Source organism: Rhodococcus erythropolis NBRC 15567 (assembly GCF_001552595.1).
Taxonomy (GTDB): domain Bacteria; phylum Actinomycetota; class Actinomycetes; order Mycobacteriales; family Mycobacteriaceae; genus Rhodococcus_F; species Rhodococcus_F erythropolis.
This window is the reverse complement of record NZ_BCRM01000007.1, coordinates 99,727-120,557: the sequence shown is the minus strand read 5'-3', so window position 1 is coordinate 120,557 and position 20,831 is coordinate 99,727. Positions and strand designations below refer to the sequence as shown.

Annotated in this window: 18 protein-coding genes; 5 read left to right on the top strand and 13 right to left on the bottom strand. The window is 63.6% G+C overall.

Annotated features, from left to right (window positions below):
• Window positions 1–341: 341 nt before the first annotated feature.
• The 6 genes from RE4_RS12545 to RE4_RS12520 all read right to left on the bottom strand — a co-directional run bounded on the left by RE4_RS12545 (window position 342) and on the right by RE4_RS12520 (window position 7,626).
• Window positions 342–1,115, bottom strand: a complete 774-nt coding sequence (locus RE4_RS12545; RefSeq protein ID WP_019747932.1) for a fumarylacetoacetate hydrolase family protein — start codon at window positions 1,113–1,115, stop codon at window positions 342–344.
• 84 nt (window positions 1,116–1,199) lie between these two features.
• Window positions 1,200–2,213, bottom strand: a complete 1,014-nt coding sequence (locus RE4_RS12540) for a 3-isopropylmalate dehydrogenase (protein WP_020907259.1) — start codon at window positions 2,211–2,213, stop codon at window positions 1,200–1,202.
• A 74-nt stretch (window positions 2,214–2,287) separates the two neighbouring features.
• The gene (gene serA, locus RE4_RS12535) at window positions 2,288–3,880 is read right to left on the bottom strand and encodes a phosphoglycerate dehydrogenase (RefSeq protein ID WP_003944758.1); all 1,593 of its coding nucleotides are present in this window, start codon (window positions 3,878–3,880) and stop codon (window positions 2,288–2,290) included.
• A gap of 250 nt (window positions 3,881–4,130) precedes the next feature.
• Window positions 4,131–5,132 (bottom strand): ketol-acid reductoisomerase, encoded by a 1,002-nt coding sequence (ilvC, locus tag RE4_RS12530; RefSeq protein WP_029255107.1) that lies wholly within the window; start codon window positions 5,130–5,132, stop codon window positions 4,131–4,133.
• 53 nt (window positions 5,133–5,185) lie between these two features.
• Window positions 5,186–5,689 carry an acetolactate synthase small subunit gene (gene ilvN / locus RE4_RS12525; protein ID WP_003944718.1) on the bottom strand — a complete coding sequence of 168 codons (504 nt, stop codon included), beginning with the start codon at window positions 5,687–5,689 and terminating at the stop codon, window positions 5,186–5,188.
• A complete protein-coding gene (locus RE4_RS12520) occupies window positions 5,686–7,626 on the bottom strand; it encodes an acetolactate synthase large subunit (protein ID WP_019747929.1) in 1,941 nt (646 codons plus the stop codon). Before RE4_RS12520 ends, ilvN begins: the two co-directional genes overlap by 4 nt.
• Window positions 7,627–7,892: 266 nt before the next feature.
• Between RE4_RS12520 and RE4_RS12515 the strand changes: the two genes are divergently transcribed.
• Window positions 7,893–8,414: a PH domain-containing protein gene (locus tag RE4_RS12515; RefSeq protein WP_021333074.1), complete on the top strand. Its 522-nt coding sequence runs from the start codon at window positions 7,893–7,895 to the stop codon at window positions 8,412–8,414.
• A gap of 72 nt (window positions 8,415–8,486) precedes the next feature.
• Entirely contained in the window at window positions 8,487–10,328 is a 1,842-nt protein-coding gene (gene ilvD / locus RE4_RS12510; protein WP_019747927.1) for a dihydroxy-acid dehydratase, read from the top strand.
• A gap of 80 nt (window positions 10,329–10,408) precedes the next feature.
• On the opposite strand, the gene RE4_RS31020 is transcribed toward ilvD, so the two are convergent.
• A complete protein-coding gene (locus RE4_RS31020) occupies window positions 10,409–10,552 on the bottom strand; it encodes a hypothetical protein (RefSeq protein ID WP_155716981.1) in 144 nt (47 codons plus the stop codon).
• A gap of 36 nt (window positions 10,553–10,588) precedes the next feature.
• Window positions 10,589–10,750, bottom strand: a complete 162-nt coding sequence (locus tag RE4_RS31015) for a hypothetical protein (RefSeq protein ID WP_155716980.1) — start codon at window positions 10,748–10,750, stop codon at window positions 10,589–10,591.
• Between the two features lie 383 nt (window positions 10,751–11,133).
• Between RE4_RS31015 and RE4_RS12505 the strand changes: the two genes are divergently transcribed.
• The gene (locus tag RE4_RS12505) at window positions 11,134–12,669 is read left to right on the top strand and encodes an amino acid permease (RefSeq protein WP_019747924.1); all 1,536 of its coding nucleotides are present in this window, start codon (window positions 11,134–11,136) and stop codon (window positions 12,667–12,669) included.
• 68 nt (window positions 12,670–12,737) lie between these two features.
• On the opposite strand, the gene RE4_RS12500 is transcribed toward RE4_RS12505, so the two are convergent.
• Window positions 12,738–13,565, bottom strand: a complete 828-nt coding sequence (locus RE4_RS12500) for a DoxX family protein (protein WP_081098350.1) — start codon at window positions 13,563–13,565, stop codon at window positions 12,738–12,740.
• Window positions 13,566–13,655: 90 nt separating this feature from the next.
• Here RE4_RS12500 and RE4_RS12495 point away from each other — a divergent pair, with 90 nt between their 5' ends.
• Window positions 13,656–14,786, top strand: a complete 1,131-nt coding sequence (locus tag RE4_RS12495) for a PQQ-dependent sugar dehydrogenase (protein ID WP_020907254.1) — start codon at window positions 13,656–13,658, stop codon at window positions 14,784–14,786.
• A gap of 140 nt (window positions 14,787–14,926) precedes the next feature.
• The gene (locus RE4_RS12490) at window positions 14,927–15,973 is read left to right on the top strand and encodes an NAD(P)-dependent alcohol dehydrogenase (RefSeq protein ID WP_019747921.1); all 1,047 of its coding nucleotides are present in this window, start codon (window positions 14,927–14,929) and stop codon (window positions 15,971–15,973) included.
• 88 nt (window positions 15,974–16,061) lie between these two features.
• Here the strand turns inward: RE4_RS12490 and gatB are convergent, their stop codons facing one another.
• From gatB to RE4_RS12470, 4 genes are all read right to left on the bottom strand, one after another.
• Window positions 16,062–17,573: an Asp-tRNA(Asn)/Glu-tRNA(Gln) amidotransferase subunit GatB gene (gene gatB / locus RE4_RS12485; RefSeq protein ID WP_019747920.1), complete on the bottom strand. Its 1,512-nt coding sequence runs from the start codon at window positions 17,571–17,573 to the stop codon at window positions 16,062–16,064.
• Window positions 17,574–17,598: 25 nt separating this feature from the next.
• Window positions 17,599–18,630, bottom strand: coding sequence for an ATP-dependent 6-phosphofructokinase (locus RE4_RS12480; protein WP_019747919.1), 1,032 nt, complete (start codon window positions 18,628–18,630; stop codon window positions 17,599–17,601).
• A gap of 115 nt (window positions 18,631–18,745) precedes the next feature.
• Window positions 18,746–19,408, bottom strand: a complete 663-nt coding sequence (locus tag RE4_RS12475; RefSeq protein ID WP_007729374.1) for a response regulator — start codon at window positions 19,406–19,408, stop codon at window positions 18,746–18,748.
• A 9-nt stretch (window positions 19,409–19,417) separates the two neighbouring features.
• Entirely contained in the window at window positions 19,418–20,692 is a 1,275-nt protein-coding gene (locus RE4_RS12470; protein ID WP_060938659.1) for a sensor histidine kinase, read from the bottom strand.
• Window positions 20,693–20,831 lie beyond the last annotated feature (139 nt).

Below are 20,831 nucleotides of genomic sequence, written 5' to 3'. Positions count from 1 at the left end.
ATCCAGTTATCGGCCACCCTACTGCTCAGCGTTACATTTCAGGGAATTTGGTCTGTTACGAGCCGCGGCAGCAAACCGCGAGGCGAACCCTCCCAACCTCACCAAATCAGACATAACGCCAGGAGGGTCATTGGTGAAGCTTCGCCTGGCTCATGAAACCCGCAGGTCAGTCCCAGGGCCTGATTACCTCGAACCGGAAGGCAATCCCAATCGGCCATCCAGCGTTAGTTACCATCTTGCAACTTTTCTTTGACAGACACCTCTCGACTCACACCACGACAGAGGCCCCATCCGGTGGGGATGGGGCCTCCGTAGTCACATGACGGACGAACCGGGTCAGATCAGTTCTTGGCGGTCACCGGGTTCGTGAGCGTGCCGATCCCCGAGACCGTGACCGACACGGAATCGCCGTCGACGATCGGGCCGACTCCGGCGGGGGTGCCGGTGAGGATGACGTCGCCGGGCAGGAGGGTCATCACCGCCGAGATCCACTCGATGATCTTCGGAATGTCGTGAAGCAGGAAGGCGGTGCTGCTGTCCTGCTTGACCTGACCGTTCACCTCGGTCTTGATGTCGACGTCGGACGCATCGAGGCTGGTTTCGATCCACGGACCGAGCGGGCAGAAGGTGTCGTGGCCCTTCGCGCGCGTCCATTGCCCGTCGTGACGCTGATGATCTCGCGCCGATACGTCGTTGGCGATCGTGTAGCCAAGGACCACGCTCAACGCCTTCGCCGCGGGTACGGCTTTGCAAGGCTGACCGATGACCACCGCGAGTTCACCCTCGAAATGCACCTCGTTGGACGTCGGAGGCAAGACGATCGGGGCGCCCGGGCCGACGATGGACGTATTGGGCTTGAGGAAGATCACCGGATCAGCCGGCGCCTCGCCGCCCATCTCCGCGATGTGATCTGCATAATTCTTGCCGATACAGATCACCTTGCTGGCGAGAATCGGAGCCAGCAGACGAACATCGGCAAGCGGCCAACTACGGCCGGTAAAGGTGGGGTTCCCGAACGGGTGCTCCGCAATTTCCTTGGCGACGAGGGCATCCTCTTCACCTTCGATACTGACGAACGCAACACCATCGGGACTGGCAATTCGACCAAGACGCATACTGGCCAGTCTATCGGGGTGTCGGAAACGACTGACGCGCGCAAGCCGTAAGGCTTACGCGCGTCAGTCTCGTGAAAGAAATCCTTACAGCGCTGCGGTGATCCGGTCGCCGATCTCGGTCGTGGAGATGGGGCCTTCGCCGCGCGTTGCCAGGTCGGCAGCGACCACAGCCTCGACGCGAGCGGCGTCGTCCTCGCGTCCGAGATGGCGAAGAAGCAGTGCGGCCGAGAGGATCGCGGCGGTGGGATCTGCGATTCCCTTGCCGGCGATGTCCGGAGCACTGCCGTGCACGGGCTCGAACATCGACGGGTTGGTACCGGACGCGTCGATGTTTCCGCTTGCGGCCAAACCGATTCCACCGGTCACGGCACCGGCCAGGTCGGTGATGATGTCACCGAACAGGTTGTCCGTGACGATGACGTCGAACCGCGACGGGTCGGTCACCATGTAGATGGTGGCAGCGTCGATGTGGCAGTACGCGGTCTCGACGTCCGGGTACTCGGCCCCGACTGTCTCGATCGCACGCGTCCAGATTGCGCCCGCATTGGAGAGCACATTGGTCTTGTGGATCAGTGTGAGGTGCTTGGAACGTGTCTGCGCCAACGCAAATGCATAACGAACAACACGCTCGGCGCCGAACCAGGTGTTGATCGACACCTCGGTCGCGATCTCGTGATCGGTGCCGACGCGGATTGCTCCACCGTTACCGGTGTACGGGCCTTCGGTGCCTTCACGAACCACGACGAAGTCGATCTCCGGCTGGGCCGCCAATGGCGACAGCGCACCCGGGTACAGCTGTGCGGGGCGAAGATTCACGTGATGATCGAGCTGGAAACGCATGTTCAGCAGCAGACCACGCTCGAGGATGCCGGGGGCGACGATCCGCGGGTCACCGATGGCGCCCAACAGGATTGCGTCGTGCTGACGGATCTGGTCCAGCTCGTCCGCCGGGAGCAACTCGCCGGTGGCGTTGTAGCGACGGGCACCGAGATCGTATTCGGTGGTTTCCAGATCCGGAACCAACTTGCCGAGCACCTTGAGTGCTTCGGCTGTGACCTCGACACCGATTCCGTCGCCCGGAATGACCGCAAGCTTCATGGAGTCCTCATCTCAGTAGAACTGTGCGCCTTTATTAACCGCGGGCGGTTAATAAAGGCGCACAGCAAAAACAATCAGGAAAGGTCGACCTGGGCGACGCGAGCGTCGAGCTGCGAGACGATAGCCTCGACCTCGGCGTCTCCGACGACGCGATCGACGCGCAAGATGACCGTTGCGCCTTCGCCTTCGGCATCCTGGCTCAGTGCTGCGGCGAGGATGTCCACGCCCGCGTTGCCGAGAACGGTGCCGAGGACACCGAGAACGCCCGGGCGATCGCTGTAGTGAACGACGATGTTGTGACCCTCGGCGCGCAGGTCGAAGCTGCGTCCGTTGATGTTGACGATCTTCTCGACCTGCTGCAGACCGGTGAGTGCGCCCGTGACCGACGTGACCGTGCCGTCCGCGGCAACTGCGCGAACCTCGACCGCGCTGCGGTGAGCAAGAGCCTCGGAGTGCTTCTCGACCGATACGGTCACGCCGCGCTGCTCGGCCAGTGCCGGAGCGTTGACGAACGTGACGGCCTCGTCGCTGCTGGCGGAGAACACGCCGCGCAGTGCGGCCAGGCCGAGGATGTCGACGGTTTCGGCAGACAGCTCGCCGGTGGCGACAACCTGCACGGTCTGCACAGCTTCGGGCGACAACGTCGCAGCGAGGAGACCGAGCTTGCGGACCAGCTCGAGCCACGGAGCAACTTCTTCTCCGACGGGGCCGCCGGAGACGTTGACAGCCTCGGGAACGAATTCGCCCGCCAGAGCGAGGAGAACACTCTTCGCCACGTCGATGCCTGCGCGGTCCTGAGCCTCGGACGTCGATGCTCCGAGGTGCGGGGTGACGACGACGTTGTCGAGCTCGAAGAGCTTGGAATCGGTGCACGGCTCGGTGCTGAACACGTCGAGACCGGCGCCGCGGACCTTGCCGGAGACCAGTGCGTCGTAGAGCGCGTCTTCGTCGATCAGACCACCGCGGGCGGCGTTGACGATGATGACGCCGTCCTTGGCCTTGGCGAGACGCTCGGCGTTGATCAGGCCGGCCGTTTCCTTGGTCTTGGGCAGGTGCACGGAGATGAAGTCGGCGCGCTCGACGAGCTCGTCGATGGTGACCAGTTCGATGCCGAGCTGCGCGGCGCGAGCTGCGGGCAAGTAGGGGTCGTACGCGATGATGGTGGTTTCGAACGCGGCGAGACGCTGCGCGAACAGCTGGCCGATGCGGCCGAGTCCGACAACGCCGACGGTCTTGCCGAGGATCTCGACGCCGTTGAACTTGCTTCGCTTCCAGGTGTTCTCACGCAGGGTCTTGTCTGCTGCGGGAATCTGGCGAGCGGTCGACATGAGCAGAGCAACTGCGTGCTCGGCTGCCGAGTGGATGTTGGAGGTCGGTGCATTGACGACCATCACGCCGCGCTCGGTGGCTGCGGGGATCTCGACGTTGTCCAGGCCGACACCGGCGCGGCCGATGATCTTCAGCTTGGTGCCTGCGGCCAGAACCTCGGCGTCGACGGTGGTGGCGGAACGGACGAGAATCGCGTCGGCCTCGGGTACCGCGGCGAGCAGCGCCGGGCGGTCGGGTCCGTCGACCCAACGCACCTCCACACCGTCACCGAGCGCCTCGACTGTGGACGGCGCGAGCTTGTCGGCGATCAGAACAACGGGACGGCCAGGCTGGCTCACGTGCAAACTCCCTGATTAGGTGGGTGTGAAGGTGGTTTAACCACCGACAGTTTAGTGCGCGCTCACTTCGAATCCACAACGCGGTAGGCGATACCACATAGTGGACACTTTCGCGGGCGAATTCTCGATGGAATATGAATCCGGACTCAGCCGGCCCGGAAAACGACTCCGGCCCAATGCCGCGCTGGTTCAACGTAATTGAACCGGCGCGACATCAGGCCAGTGGAGACGTGGAGCGTGAAACTACGAATTACGCGGTTTCGGTGATCGGACGATCGACCCAGCTCATCAGGTCGCGCAGCTTCTTGCCGGTGACCTCGATGGGGTGCTCGGCGTTGGCCTTGCGCAGGCCTTCGAGCTCGGTGTTGCCGTTCTCGACGTTGGCAACCAGACGACGGGTGAACTCGCCGGACTGGATGTCGGCCAGGATCGCCTTCATGCGCTCCTTGGTGTCGGCGTCGATGACGCGCGGACCGGAGAGGTATCCACCGAACTCAGCGGTGTCGGACACCGAGTAGTTCATGCGGGCGATGCCACCCTCGTACATGAGGTCGACGATGAGCTTGAGCTCGTGCAGAACCTCGAAGTACGCCATCTCGGGTGCGTAGCCGGCCTCGACCATGACCTCGAAACCGGTCTTGACCAGTTCCTCGGTGCCGCCGCAGAGCACAGCCTGCTCGCCGAAGAGGTCCGTCTCGGTCTCTTCCTTGAACGTGGTCTTGATGACGCCTGCGCGGGTTCCGCCGATGCCCTTGGCGTAGGACAGAGCGAGAGCCTGGCCTTCACCCTTGGGATCCTGGTCGATGGCGATGAGCGCGGGAACGCCCTTGCCGTCGACGAACTGACGACGCACCAGGTGGCCCGGCCCCTTGGGGGCAACCATGCCGACGGTGACGAACTCCGGAGCCTTGATCAGGTCGAAGTGAATGTTCAGGCCGTGACCGAAGAACAGCGCGTCGCCGTCCTTGAGGTTCGGCTCGATGTCGCCCTTGAAAATGCTGGCCTGAGCGGTGTCAGGTGCGAGCACCATGATGACGTCGGCCCACTCGGAAACCTCGGCAGGCGTACCGACTGTCAGGCCCTGCTCCTGCGCCTTTTCGCGGGACTTGGAGCCCTCCTTGAGGCCGATGCGCACATCGACGCCCGAGTCACGCAGGCTCAGCGAATGGGCGTGGCCCTGGCTTCCGTAGCCGATCACAGCAACCTTGCGGCCCTGAATGATCGACAGATCGGCATCGTCGTCGTAGAACATCTCGACTGCCACAGTTCTCAACCTCTCCTTGGATTTTTACGTGTCTAAAAGTACTAGCGGGTGGCCGTGATCGACTTCGGCCCTCGACCGACTGCCACGACCCCGGACTGAACGATCTCCCGGATACCGTACGGATCAAGCATCCGCAGCAGTGCATCCAGCTTGGACCGAGTACCGGTCGCCTCGATGGTGACGGACTCCGGGGAGACGTCGATCACCTTGGCGCGGAACAGGTTCACCGTTTCGATGACCTGCGTGCGCACGCTTGCATCTGCGCGCACCTTGATGAGCACGAGCTCGCGAGCGACGGATGCTTCACCGTCCTGCTCGACGATCTTGATGACGTTGATCAGCTTGTTGAGCTGCTTCGTCACCTGCTCGAGAGGGAACTCGTCGACCGTGACGACGATGGTCATACGTGAGATCTCGGGGATCTCGGTTCCGCCCACCGCAAGGGATTCGATGTTGAATCCGCGGCGGGAGAAAAGTGCGGAGACGCGGGCCAGCACGCCTGGCTTGTCCTCGACGAGAACACTGAGGGTGTGACTGGTGCTCACTTCTGATCCTCCCCTGTGCCCGCGGCGGGTCCGGCTTGCTCGCGTGACATGGCTTCGTGGATGACGGCGGGCTCGGCAACTGCCTCGTCGTCGTCGAACAGCGGCCGGATGCCCCGGGCCGCCATGATTTCGTCGTTGCTCGTTCCGGCAGCGACCATCGGCCACACCTGTGCGTCAGCGGTGACGATGAAGTCGATCACGACAGGCTTGTCGTTGATGGACTGCGCCTCACGGATCGCAGCTTCGACGTCTTCTTCACGCTCGACACGAATTCCGTGGCAGCCCAATGCTTCTGCGAGCTTGACGAAGTCCGGGATGCGGATGGCGCCGTGCGTTCCGAGGTTGGTGTTGGAGTAGCGCTCTTCGTAGAAGAGTGTCTGCCACTGACGCACCATGCCGAGGTTGCCGTTGTTGATGAGGGCAACCTTGATCGGGATACCTTCGAGTGCGCAGGTTGCGAGTTCCTGATTGGTCATCTGGAAGCAGCCGTCGCCGTCGATCGCCCACACCTCGGTGTCGGGCATGCCCATCTTGGCACCCATGGCTGCGGGAACCGCGTACCCCATGGTGCCGAGCCCGCCCGAGTTGAGCCACGTGCGCGGCTTCTCGTAACCGACGAACTGCGCGGCCCACATCTGGTGCTGGCCGACGCCAGCGCAGTAGATGGCATCCGGTCCGGCGAGCTTGCCGACGGTCTGGATGACGTACTCCGGGCTCAGCTGACCGTCGGTGGGACGGTCGTAGCTCAGCGGGTAGGTACGACGGATGTCGTTCAGGTACGCCCACCATTCCGAGAGTTCGAACGTGGTGCCCGTGGCCATGTCGGCACGGATAGCCTCGATGAGTTCGGTGATGACCTCTTTGCAGTCGCCCACGATCGGGACGTCGGCGTAGCGGTTCTTGCCGATCTCTGCCGGATCGATGTCGGCGTGGATGACCTTGGCGTCGGGCGCGAAGGAATTCAGCTGGCCGGTGACGCGGTCGTCGAAACGCGCGCCGAGGGTGATCAGGAGATCGCTGCGCTGCAGAGCGGCAACTGCGGCAACGGTGCCGTGCATTCCCGGCATACCGCAGTTGAGGTCGTGGCTGTCCGGGAACGCGCCGCGGGCCATCAGCGTGGTGACGACGGGGATACCGGTCAGCTCTGCCAATTCGAGCAGCTCCGGCGAGGAGTCCGACTTGATGACGCCGCCACCGACGTACAGAACCGGCGACTTGGCGTCGGCGATCAGACGTGCAGCTTCACGAACCTGCTTGCCGTGCGGCTTGGTGACCGGGCGGTAGCCCGGCAGACGCATCTCCGGCGGCCACGAGAACGTGGTCTGCGACTGCAGGATGTCCTTGGGGATATCGACCAGGACGGCGCCGGGGCGACCGCTGGCCGCGAGGTAGAAGGCTTCGGCCATGATGCGCGGGATGTCGATCGCGTCGGTGATCAGGAAGTTGTGCTTGGTGACCGGCATCGTGATGCCTGAGATGTCGGCTTCCTGGAAGCCGTCGGTACCGATCAGCGAGCGCGCCACCTGTCCGGTGATCGCGACGATCGGAACGGAGTCCATCTGCGCGTCGGCCAGTGGCGTGACCAGGTTGGTCGCACCGGGACCCGAGGTAGCCATGCAGACGCCGACCTTGCCGGTCGCCTGGGCGTAACCGGTGGCAGCGTGGCCTGCACCCTGCTCGTGGCGCACGAGCACGTGGCGGACCTTGACCGAATCGAAGAGTGGGTCGTAAACCGGGAGCACGGCACCGCCGGGAATGCCGAATACCGTGTCGACCTCGAGCTCTTCGAGGGCTCGAACCACAGACTGCGCGCCGGTTACCCGCTCAGGCGGGAGCTGGCGACGGTTGGCCGTCTGGGTTGCGGCAGCCGCGGTTGTCGGGCTCGGTGTCCCTGACTTGCGCGGCGTGGGTTGAGGCCGTGCTGTTGGTGCGCTCACTGGGAAATCCTCTGATTCTGGCTCCGGGCAACAAAAAACCCCCGTCAGCATCTGCTGAGCGAGGGTGGCGCGTCGTTATCTGGTGAGTTGAAAAATCGACTCAGGCGACGACGCGCCGGCCGATTACGAGCAACTCATTCTGTTTCACGCACTCGACAGTAGAGGCGCTAGTCGCGAACGGCAAACTTGGTGAGTCGACCGTCCCAGAATCTGAGATACATCGGCTGCAATGCGAAGATGTAGAGGTGTCAACTTCGCAGCAGCCCGTGCCACCGGCTCAATCATCCCACACGCCGAAACCACTTCGGCACGTCATCCGCATTTCGCAGCTCGCTTACATGGCGTGCGCGTTCCTCCTGTTCGCGGTCAGCTTCCCGATCTTCGGGTGGCCCGTCGCCTTCAGCTGGTTGCTGATCCTTCCGATCATCGCCGTGTATCTCGTCGCGCGACTGCGCACCACCGTCAGCCCTGACGGCCTCGAGGTCCGCTCGACGTTCTCCAAGCGCACCCTCGCCTGGGACGATGTCAAGGGTTTCCGCTTCCCGAAGCGCAGCTGGGCGCGCGCGGAACTCACCGACGGAACCGAGGTGACCCTGCCTGCGGTCAGCTTCGTCAGGCTTCCCGAGATCGCGATCGCCAGCGGCGGCCGCATCACTGATCCCTATGCATCGGCGGCAGAAGCCTTCGCCGCCAAGGAAGCCGAAGAGGAAGAAGCAGCTGCAGAAGCAGAAGCAGAATCCGAGGTCGCCGAGAACTCACAGGACCAGCCCGAAGAGAAGCGCCCGTAGCACGCGAGTAGCGTTGAAAGGCCCTCGCTTCTATTTGAGTGGACCAGCAACGATCACATAAGGAACACGCCCATGCCCCCGTTGAGGTCACGCACCACCACCATCGGACGTAATGCTGCCGGAGCCCGATCCCTGTGGCGCGCCACAGGAATGACGGATTCCGACTTCGGAAAGCCGATCGTCGCCGTAGCGAACTCGTACACCCAGTTCGTACCCGGCCACGTGCATCTCAAGAACGTGGGCGAGATCGTTGCCGAGGCCATCAGTGCGGCCGGCGGCGTCGCTCGTGAGTTCCACACCATCGCAGTCGACGACGGCATCGCAATGGGCCACGGCGGCATGCTCTACTCGCTCCCGAGCCGCGAGATCATCGCCGATTCGGTCGAGTACATGGCAAACGCCCACACGGCCGACGCACTGGTGTGTATCTCCAACTGCGACAAGATCACTCCCGGCATGCTCAACGCCGCGATGCGTCTGAACATCCCGACCGTGTTCGTCTCCGGCGGTCCGATGGAAGCAGGCAAGGCAGTGGTCGTCGGCGGCGTGGCCCAAGCCCCCACCGATCTCATCACCGCGATCTCGGCCTCTGCCAACGATGCCGTGTCCGACGAAGGCCTCGACGAGGTCGAGCGCAGCGCGTGCCCGACGTGCGGGTCGTGCTCGGGCATGTTCACCGCCAACTCCATGAACTGCCTGACCGAAGCCCTCGGCCTCGCATTGCCGGGCAACGGCTCCACGCTGGCAACTCACAAGGCTCGTCACGCACTCTTCTCTCGTGCGGGCACCACCGTGGTCGAGGCTGCCCTCAAGTACTACCGCGACGGCGACGAGTCGGTGCTGCCGCGCAACATCGCGACCCCGGCAGCGTTCCGCAACGCGATGGCTCTCGACGTCGCCATGGGCGGCTCCACCAACACCGTCCTGCACACGCTGGCTGCGGCACAGGAAGGCGAGGTCGACTTCGACCTCGACACCATCGACGCGATCAGCCGCAAGGTGCCGTGCCTGTCCAAGGTCTCCCCCAACTCGGACTACCACATGGAGGACGTCCACCGCGCCGGCGGAATCCCCGCGCTGCTCGGTGAGCTTCGCCGCGGCGGACTCCTCGAAACCGACGTGTCCACCGTGCACACCAAGAGCTTCGACCAGTGGCTCGACGACTGGGACATCCGCTCCGGCAAGGCAACCGACGAGGCAATCGAGCTTTTCCACGCGGCTCCCGGCGGCGTGCGCACCATCGAACCGTTCTCCACGGACAACCGTTGGTCTGCTCTCGACACCGATGCGGCCGGCGGCTGCATCCGCGACGTCGAGAACGCCTACACCGTCGAAGGCGGCTTGGTTGTCCTGCGCGGCAACATCGCACTCGACGGCGCAATCCTCAAGACGGCCGGCATCGACGAGGAACTGTTCTCCTTCCAGGGCCCGGCGCTCGTCGTCGAATCTCAGGAAGAAGCCGTCTCGGTCATCTTGCAGAAGAAGATCAAGGCCGGCGACGTTCTCGTCGTGCGTTACGAAGGCCCCAAGGGTGGCCCCGGCATGCAGGAAATGCTGCACCCCACCGCCTTCCTCAAGGGCGCAGGCCTCGGCAAGGAATGCGCACTGATCACCGACGGTCGTTTCTCGGGCGGAACCTCCGGACTGTCCATCGGTCACATCTCCCCCGAGGCTGCCGCAGGCGGAGTCATCGGACTCGTCCAGAACGGCGATCAGGTCCGCATCGACGTCGCCTCGCGCACGCTCGAGATCCTGGTCGACGACGACGTCCTCGCCGAGCGACGCGCGAAGATGGAGGCCTCCGAGCGCCCGTGGCAGCCGGTCGATCGTCAGCGCACCGTGACGACAGCCCTGCGCGCCTACGCCGCTCTGGCAACGTCCGCCGACAAGGGCGCGGTTCGCTACGTTCCGTAAGTTCTGCCACGAACGGACAAAAGATCCTCGGCCGCTTTCGGCCGGGGATCTTTTCTGTCAGCGTGCGAGATGAATCGGGATCAGATCCACGCCAGTTCCTCCGGAAAATCTTCATCCGTGTTGTACGAGCATGCACCACAACCCAATCCGATCATCGCGTCGGTTTGGTACGCATCGTCGGCAGCACCTTCGACAACCACGCCGACACGTAGGAACTTGCGCATGGCGACCTGAGCCGGCGCAGCGTCCAGGGACTTCTTTCACACGAGAACGGATGAAAGGTCAGCGCCCATAAGGAGTTCCGCGATGTCGCACAGTCGGTCGAGTCCGGAGGCGTCGAGAGACGTCGGAGTACCACCACCGAACGCCACTGCGTCGTAGTGGGTGCAGTGGCCTGTCAGCCGTCTTGCGCGGATACACATATACGTAATTCTGGTACGGACGTACCGCAACTGTGAGACTCATCGACCACAAGACCGACCGACAGGTACCGAATATTCGGCCGACACGCGGAGCACGAACGGAACGATATGAGCTATCAGACATTTCAGACTGAATCGCGCGTCCGGCTCGTGAGCGAATTCACTTGGACGTAGGGTTCCAGACACCAGCTGATCAATTCAGATACATGAGGGGGGATGACTTCCAGTCAGGTGATCATTTTTGTCAGTTCGAGCGAGCTGACTTGCACACGGCGCTCACCAGTGGTTCCCTCATCAGGTCGCTGAGACGCACATCACAACGACGACAGTCAGCCACCGCCCGCCACCCACAAGGTCGACGGGAAACAACCAAGGAGCAATACATGCCCGGAGTCGGCATATGGCGCACCAAATCCGTCGAGCAATCGATCGCGGACACAGACGAGCCTGAGACAAAGCTCAAGAAGGAACTGACCGCGAAGGACCTCACGGTATTCGGAGTCGCCGTCGTCATCGGCGCAGGCATCTTCACGCTGACTGCTCGAACCGCAGGCAATGTCGCAGGACCCTCGATTTCACTGGCATTCGTTCTCGCTGCGATCGCCTGTGGCCTTGCCGCGCTGTGTTACGCGGAGTTCGCCTCCACCGTTCCAGTCGCAGGCAGCGCATACACGTTCTCCTACGCGACGTTCGGTGAGTTCGCAGCCTGGATCATCGGCTGGGACCTCATCCTCGAGTTTGCTCTCGCCTCCGCCGTCGTCGGCAAGGGTTGGTCGCTGTACCTCGGCAACGTCATCGGGGCGAGCGGCAGCACCACCGCCCACATCGGGTCGATCAGCTTCGACTGGGGCGCACTGCTCATCATCGGCGCGATCACCCTGATTCTCGCGATCGGCACCAAGGTTTCCTCGCGAGTCTCCGCGATCATTACCGCGATCAAGATCGCAGTAGTCCTGCTCGTCATCGTCGTGGGCGCGTTCTACATCAAGAAGGAGAACTACTCTCCCTTCATCCCGCCGTCCGAAGGATCCGAGAGCTCTGCAAGCGGAATCCATCAGACCTTGTTCTCCTGGCTGACCGGTGCAGGCGGAAGTAGCTACGGCGCCTACGGATTGCTCGCCGCAGCCAGCCTCGTGTTCTTTGCCTTCATCGGCTTCGATGTCGTCGCCACCACGGCCGAGGAAACCAAGAACCCGCAGAAGTCGTTGCCACGCGGAATCTTCGGCTCGCTCGCCATCGTCACCGTTCTCTACGTTGCCGTCACACTCGTCCTGACCGGCATGGTCAAGTACACCGAACTCAAGGACGGCAGTCCTCTGGTCGGCGATTCCAGCGCCACCCTCGCAACCGCATTCGAGGCCAACGGAATCGGTTGGGCACAAACCGCCATCAACTTCGGTGGCCTGGCCGGCCTCACGACAGTTGTCATGGTCATGATGCTCGGCCAGACCCGCGTCCTCTTCGCAATGTCCCGTGACGGCCTCATGCCGCGCAGCCTGGCCAAGACCAACGCCAAGGGCATCCCGATGCGCATCACGTTGATCGTCGGTGGCATCGTCGCCGTCCTGGCAGCCTTCTTCCCGATGGGCACGCTCGAAGAGATGGTCAACATCGGAACGCTGTTCGCATTCGTCCTGGTTTGTGTCGGTGTCATCGTCCTACGCCGCACCCGCCCCGACCTGCCGCGCGGATTCCGCGTCCCACTGGTGCCCTTCGTGCCGATCGTCGCCGTGCTCGCCTGCGGTTGGCTGATGCTCAACCTCTCGGTCGAGACCTGGATCCGGTTCCTCGTCTGGATGGCCATCGGTGTGCTCGTGTACTTCGCCTACGGTCACCGCAAGTCGGTCCTCGGTCGCAAGCTCAAGGACGGAACAGCCATCCCGTCCGCGAACGCCGACCCGGTACTCGTCAAGGACTGATCCTTCACAGACGAACCGCCGCTCTCCGATTCGGAGAGCGGCGGTTCGTTTGTTCGACGGCGCGAGTTTCAGATGAGCGGATTGGCACCGTTCAGGAAGATCCAAGTGCAGACGCCCGCAGCGATGCCGAGGATCAAGACCGCGAGCGATCCGACGAACGGGCGGGTTGCCCAGCCACGACGACCGTCGAGCGAAATACGGCCGGGACCCGTCAAAATGATGACGCCCGCACAGATTCCGAGCAGCATCTCGTACTCGGTACCGGCCGGGGCGAAGTACTCCAGTCCAGGTGCGCTCGCCTGACGCAGCGCCCACGCATTGATCATCACGGCCAGAACCGATGCTGCCGCAACGGGAGTCAGCAACCCCAGGATCAGGAGGGCGCCACCTGCGACCTCACCGACGGCGCCGAGGATCGCCATCCACTTCGCCTGCTGGAACCCGGCGTCCGCCAGCATCGTCTCGAAACCGCCCAGACCCGGCCCGTTCCAGATACCGGTCAACTTCTGCAGACCGTGCACCAGTGCCGTTCCGCCGACGGCCAAACGCAGTGCAAGCAAACCGAGGTCGAGAGTGCCTCGGCCCCGCGGAGTCTCGGTGGTCCCTGCCACGGCTTCGGCGGTGGGGACGGCGGCGATCGGAGCGTCGTACGCCGTCTCTCGCTCGAGAGCCACTGTCGGCTGATCCGCGCCCGGCGCTCGGTATGTCGGTATCTGTTCGGTCAGCGAGTTGGCGTTCGTGGAACCGAAATCGAGATCGTCGTCGGTCCGCGGCAACGGATTCTTGGCGCTCACCGTCGGAAATTGTTCGGTGGGCGAGTCATACGGACTGGACACGTTGCCCGTCGGCTTGTCCGCATCCGACAACTCGCTGGGATCTTTTCGCTCGTCAGTCACGTAGGTGAGCCTATGGCCGATTCACGAACTCGACGGGGAACCTTGGTCCGGCGTGGCGGCATCTGCCGTGGGTTACGTAACGTCTTGGGCATGACTACGGGTAGGCATGCAGCGCTGGGCGCACTGGCTCTGGTGCTCGGGACATCGTTGCTCGCAGGTTGCGCGGACTTCGACGAATCGACTGCCTCGCCGTTCACACCCGAACCGACCAACCAGGCAAGCGCCGAAGTGCAGCCGGAGAACCCGCCGCCGTCGACCACGCCGCCGGCGCCGCGGACCGGCCCCCTCGGGCCGTGTCAGGACGCCGACACCGCCGTGATCGCAACCTGTCTCGACACCACCGGCGGCCTCGTCACACTCCCGGACGGGAACTCCGGGCTGGTGGCCGAACGGCGAACCGGCCGAATCATGCAGGTAGCCCCCAACACGACACCGGTCGAGGTTGCCAAGATCGATGTCGACGGCAGCGGCGACGGCGGACTGCTCGACATCGCCCTCTCCCCCACATTTGTCGAAGACAACCTGATCTATGCCTACGTCACCACCGGAACCGACAACCGGGTGGTCCGCATTGCTCCCGGTGACACCGCCAAGGAGGTCCTCGGCGGAATCCCGCGCGGTGCAAGCGGCAACGGCGGATCACTTGAGTTCGCGGCCCCGGACCAGCTCATGGTCCTGACAGGCGATACCGGCAACCCTGCGGTTGCTCAGGATCCCGGCTCGTTGGCGGGGAAACTGTTGCGAGTCCGATCGTTGACGCCAAACGCTTCGCCGCCTCGCCCGGAAGTTGTTCTGTCCGGAATCGGTAACGGCGGCGGCGTGTGTGTCGATCCCGGCATCGCGACCTGGGTCACCGACCGAACCACTCTCGAAGATCGCCTCCAACGCGTCGGCTCCGACGGCACAGTGACGTCGCCCGCTTGGACCTGGCCCGACCGGCCCGGCGTCGGGGGGTGCATTGCGGCGCAGGGAGTGGTAGCTGTCGCGTTGGGGGCCGGCAAAGCGATCTCCGCATTGGCCGCTGACCCCGGAACGGGAGCGATCACCACCGCGCCGTCGGCAGTGGCGAAAGACACGTACGGCCAACTGGGCGGTTTGGCGCTCGGATCCGACGGTTTGATGTGGGCGAGCACGATCAACAAGACCGCGGGCGAGCCGGGGCCGAACGACGACAAGGTGGTCAAGATCCCGATGCCGAGTGGCAGCGGCGGGATCGACTGAGCCGCGATCGCCGAAGCGCCATGTCTGTTCGGTCACGGATCCCGTGACCGAACATGCACAGATGCGTACTCTTTTATTAGCGGGGCTAATCACTCCGCATGTGCCAGGAGCGGTTGGCCAACCACGACAAAGGAGTCGGTATGAAGGCAATCCAGTACACGAGAATCGGCGCGGAACCCGAACTCACGGAGATTCCCAAGCCCGAGCCCGGTCCAGGTGAAGTGCTCCTGGAAGTCACCGCTGCCGGCGTCTGCCACTCGGACGACTTCATCATGAGCCTGCCCGAAGAGCAGTACACCTACGGCCTTCCGCTCACGCTCGGCCACGAAGGCGCAGGCAAGGTCGCCGCCGTCGGCGAGGGTGTCGAAGGTCTCGACATCGGAACCAATGTCGTCGTCTACGGGCCTTGGGGTTGCGGCAACTGTTGGCACTGCTCACAAGGACTCGAGAACTATTGCTCTCGCGCCCAAGAACTCGGAATCAATCCTCCCGGTCTCGGTGCACCCGGCGCGTTGGCCGAGTTCATGATCGTCGATTCTCCTCGCCACCTTGTCCCGATCGGTGACCTCGACCCGGTCAAGACGGTGCCGCTGACCGACGCCGGTCTGACGCCGTATCACGCGATCAAGCGTTCTCTGCCGAAACTTCGCGGAGGCTCGTTCGCGGTTGTCATTGGTACCGGCGGTCTCGGCCACGTCGCTATTCAGCTCCTCCGTCACCTCTCGGCGGCAACGGTCATCGCTTTGGACGTGAGCGCGGACAAGCTCGAACTGGCAACCAAGGTAGGCGCTCACGAAGTGGTTCTGTCCGACAAGGACGCGGCCGAGAACGTCCGCAAGATCACTGGAAGTCAAGGCGCCGCACTGGTTCTCGACTTCGTCGGCTACCAGCCCACCATCGACACCGCGATGGCTGTCGCCGGCGTCGGATCAGACGTCACGATCGTCGGGATCGGGGACGGCCAGGCCCACGCCAAAGTCGGGTTCTTCCAAAGTCCTTACGAGGCTTCGGTGACAGTTCCGTATTGGGGTGCCCGCAACGAGTTGATCGAATTGATCGACCTCGCCCACGCCGGCATCTTCGACATCGCGGTGGAGACCTTCAGTCTCGACAACGGTGCCGAAGCGTATCGACGACTGGCTGCCGGAACGCTAAGCGGCCGTGCGGTTGTGGTCCCTGGTCTGTAGACCGACAGCGGTAAAACGACAGCGGTAAATACTGATGCCCGGCCGAATTAGATTCGGCCGGGCATCAGTGTCAGAGATTCAGTGTGCGCTAGCTGCACGCCTCGATGACAAGTTCCTTCACACGAGCCGCGTCTGCCTGTCCTCTGGTGGCCTTCATGACGTCGCCGACGATCTTTCCGGCGGCCTGGACCTTGCCGCTGCGGATCTTGTCCGCGATGTCGGGGTTGGCTGCGAGTGCCTCGTCGACGGCTGCCTTGAGCTTGGTTTCGTCACGTTCGACGACCAACTCCGGGTGGGCCGCGACAACCTGCTCCGGGTCACCCTCGCCGTCGAGGACGTGATCGACGACCTGGCGAGCGACCTTGTTGTTGAGCTTGCCGCTGTCGATGAGAGCTACGACCTGCGCAACCTGCGCCGGGGTGATCGGCAGAGCGCCGAGTTCGACGCCGCGGGTGTTGGCCTGCTGCGACAGGTAGGACAGCCACCAGGAGCGCGCTGCCTCGGGCGAAGCACCGGCCTCGGTGGTCGCAATCACCAGATCGATGGCGCCGGCGTTGACGAGGTCACGCATGACCTCGTCGGAGATTCCCCAGTCCTTCTGGATCCGCGCGCGGCGAATCCAGGGAAGCTCCGGCAAGGTGCCGCGCAGTTCTTCGACCCACTCGGCGCTCGGAGCAACAGGCTCGAGATCCGGTTCCGGGAAGTAGCGGTAGTCCTCGGCCGTTTCCTTGCGGCGTCCGGCGGCCGTGGTGCCGTCGGCTTCCTGGAAGTGGCGGGTCTCCTGGATGACCTCGCCGCCGGCGTCGAGAACTGCTGCCTGACGGCGCATTTCGTAGCGAACTGCGACCTCGACGCTCTTGAGGGAGTTGACGTTCTTGGTCTCGGTACGCGTTCCGAGTTCCTTGGCGCCGATCGGCATCAGCGAGATGTTGGCGTCGCAGCGCATCGATCCCTGATCCATCCGCACGTCCGAGACGTCGAGAGACTTGAGCAGATCACGAAGCGCCGTCACGTAGGCGCGGGCAACCTCGGGAGCGCGCTCACCGGCACCGTGGATGGTCTTGGTGACGATCTCCACCAGCGGCACACCCGCACGGTTGTAGTCGAGCAGTGAGTGGCTCGCACCGTGGATACGGCCCGTAGCGCCACCGACGTGGAGGGACTTACCGGTGTCCTCCTCCATGTGTGCGCGCTCGATGTCGACACGCCACGTCGTCCCGTCGTCGAGGATCACGTCGAGGTATCCCTCGGTTGCGATCGGCTCGTCGTACTGGGAAATCTGGTAGTTCTTCGGCTGATCCGGGTAGAAGTAGTTCTTGCGCGCGAATCGGCCCCAAGGCGTGATGGAGCAGTTGAGCGCAAGGCCGATCCGGATCGCGGACTCGACAGCGGCTGCGTTCACCACCGGCAACGAACCGGGCATGCCCAGACAGACCGGGCACACCTGGGTATTGGGTTCGGCACCGAACTCGGTGGGGCACGGGCAGAACATCTTGGTCGCGGTGCCGAGTTCTACGTGCACCTCCATACCCATCACAGGCTCGTACTTGGTCAGTACTTCGTCGTAATCGAGGATGTCGGGCGCATCGACAGCAGTCATGGTGATCAGTTTATGCGTCTGCGGCTCAGCCGAAGAATGCGGCTGCCTCCTCGTAGCGCTCCTTGGGCACCGTCTTGAGTTTGCGGGTCGCCTCGGCGAGCGGAACGAGGTCGATGGACGTTCCGTGCAACGCGACCATCTGACCGAAATCTCCGCGGTGAGCTGCGTCGGTGGCATGAACGCCGAAGCGAGTGGCGAGGATGCGGTCGTGCGGCGTCGGGGTGCCACCGCGCTGGATGTGTCCGAGGACGGTGGTGCGAACTTCCTTGCCGATCCGGCGCTCGATCTCGTTTCCGAGCTGCTGCGCGACACCGGTGAAGATCTTGTGGCCGAACTCGTCGATGCCACCTTCGCGCAGAGTCATCGACGCGGGATCGGGCATCGCACCTTCAGCCACGACGCAGATGAAGTGGGAGTCGCCACGCTGGAAGCGCTTCTTGACCATCGCGCACACCTCGTCGACGTCGAACGGCTGTTCCGGAACCAGAGTCAGGTGTGCCCCCGACGCCAGTCCGGCCTGCAGCGCGATCCAGCCCGCATGCCGGCCCATGACCTCGACGAGCATGACGCGCTGGTGCGATTCGGCCGTGGTGTGGAGCCTGTCGATGGCGTCGGTGGCGACAGCCAAGGCGGTGTCGAAACCGAAAGTCACGTCGGTGCAATCGATGTCGTTGTCGATCGTCTTGGGCACACCGATCACGGGTACGCCGCTCTCGGAAAGCCAACTGGCCGCGGTGAGTGTGCCTTCGCCGCCGATCGGGATCAGGACGTCGATCCCGTTGTCGTCGAGGGTCTGCTTGATCTGATCGAGGCCCGCACGGAGTTTGTCGGGGTTCACGCGAGCGGTGCCGAGGATCGTGCCGCCGCGGGTGAGGATGCGGTTGATGCGGTCATCGGAGTCGAGCGGGACCTTGCGGTCCTCGAGCAATCCTCGCCAGCCGTCCCGGAATCCGACCACGGTACTGCCGTAACGACCGGCCGACGTACGTACGACGGCGCGGATGACCGCGTTCAAGCCCGGGCAGTCGCCGCCGCCCGTGAGGATTCCGATTCGCATAGTGCAGCACCTCTCGTGACCGGATTGTGGATCTTGGTGTCCATCTTCCCCCAGTCACCGTATTGCCGCAGGATAGCGGCGTTGCCGAGCCGCAACGCCGCGCCGCACGGGACCCCTAACCCGGCGTGACGAGCCCGCTTTCGTACGCCAACACGACTGCCTGGGCGCGATCGCGCAGATCGAGCTTGGACAGCACCTTCCCGACATGGGTCTTGACGGTCTGCTCGGCGACGAACAGCCGCTCGGCAATCTCGACGTTGGACAATCCGCGGGCAATCAGTTCGAGGACCTCGCGCTCACGCGGGGTCAGCGCATCGAGCGCTGCGGGCCGTGCGCGCGGTGCGGCCCGCCGGCTGGTCACATCGGCAATCAGGCGACGCGTCACCGTCGGCGCCAGCAAGGCCTGCCCTTCGGCGACGACGCGCACCGCCCGAATCAGTTCCTCAGCCGGTGCGTCCTTGAGCATGAACCCGCTCGCTCCGACGCTCAGGGCCTCGTAGACGTAATCGTCGATGTCGAAAGTGGTAAGCATGAGGACTCGCACCGGCGGCTCCCATCCGGCGGACAGAATCTGGCGGGCAGCGTCGAGTCCGTTCATCTCGGGCATACGAACATCCATCAACACCACGTCCGGACGCAATCGCGCGACCTCGGCGACGGCGATCTTCCCGTCCGGCGCATCGCCGATCACGCTGATGTCGGGCTGGGCGGAGAGTAGGGCTCCGAACCCTTGTCGAACCATCGCCTGGTCGTCTGCGATGAATACTGTGATGGGCACTCGGACAGCCTAGGCGGGCATCGACGGCAACTCGGCCCGGACCTCGAACCCTCCGTCCTCGCGCCGGTTTGCCAACAGCATGCCGCCCACCGCCGAAGCCCGCTCACGCATTCCGCGTATTCCGTTGCCACCAGTGGTTTCCGACGCCGAGTGCTGATTGCCACCCAATGGCGAAGGCCCGTTGTTCACGAGCGCGCTCACCGATTGCGGGCCGAACGCCACGGCGACCTCGATGGGTCCGCCTGGTGAATGCCTGGCCGCATTGGTAATCGACTCCTGAATGATCCGGTAGAGCGCAAGGCCCGTGGATTCCGAGACCGACGCCCGATCTCCGTCGACTCGCCACGACACCGGAAGTCCCGCACGGGTACTGCCGAGCAGCAGGTCGTCTAATTGATCGACGCCCGGTTGCGGGGCCGTCACCACGGAGTCACCGTCGCTGCGCAGCACTCCGAGGAGACCACGAATCTCGTTGAGCGCTGCTCGCCCTGTCTCACTTATCGATTCGAATTCGGTCCGGATCTCGGGAGTGACCGCATCGAGTCGGTACGGCGCACTCTGCGCTTGCACGACCACCATCGACATGTGGTGGGCCACGATGTCGTGCAAGTCGCGGGCGATACGCGCCTTCTCCTCGAGGATCGTGCGCCGTGTGCGTTCGAGTTCGCTGACTTCCTCCTGCTTGGCCAACTGACGGCGCGAGAGAACCAACCAGCGGATCAGCAGGCAGAAGACCACCAGGGCGCTCAGCCCGACGGCCCAACCGGCTCCGTCGCTTCCCGGAGCGTTGCCGAGGAAAAGCAGCACCGTGGCGATCCAGGCGACACCGACAACCTGAATGGGTGCTCGCAGACTCACCGCGGCCAGCAACGACATCAGCACGATGATGTGGACGACCTGCCACGGGTAGTCGTAACCAGTCGTGTTGTCGAACACCAACGGGATGATCAGTGCCGACACCGCCGACACCGCCCATCCCAACGGAGCGTTGATCCGGATCAGGACAAACGGAAAGGCGGCCAACGCGGCGACGAAGGGCATGATCGGCGGCGAAACATGATGCGTCAGTTGCAGTGTCGGCCAGGCAATCGAATAGAGGATCAGAGTGATCACTACGATGACGATGTTCCAGAACTGACCGCGGGCCACGAAACTGGTTGCCCGGCGCACCTTCTCCGAATGTACGACCGCCCCGTCGAGGCCGGACAGCACCGACCCGGCAGTGGTGTATGTCGGCGCGGGCACACCCGGTGCGCCTCTGTTCTTCCTTCGGACCTTGATCACCCGTCAAGCCTATGAAGGCGAACCCGGAAAGTCCTCATACTGCAGAGTGAGATCCCCCTACCTCCGAGGTATCACAGGGGAGGGAATTCTCACCCGATCGCACGTCGGAGAACCCCTCTCCAGAGCGATGACCGCCAGG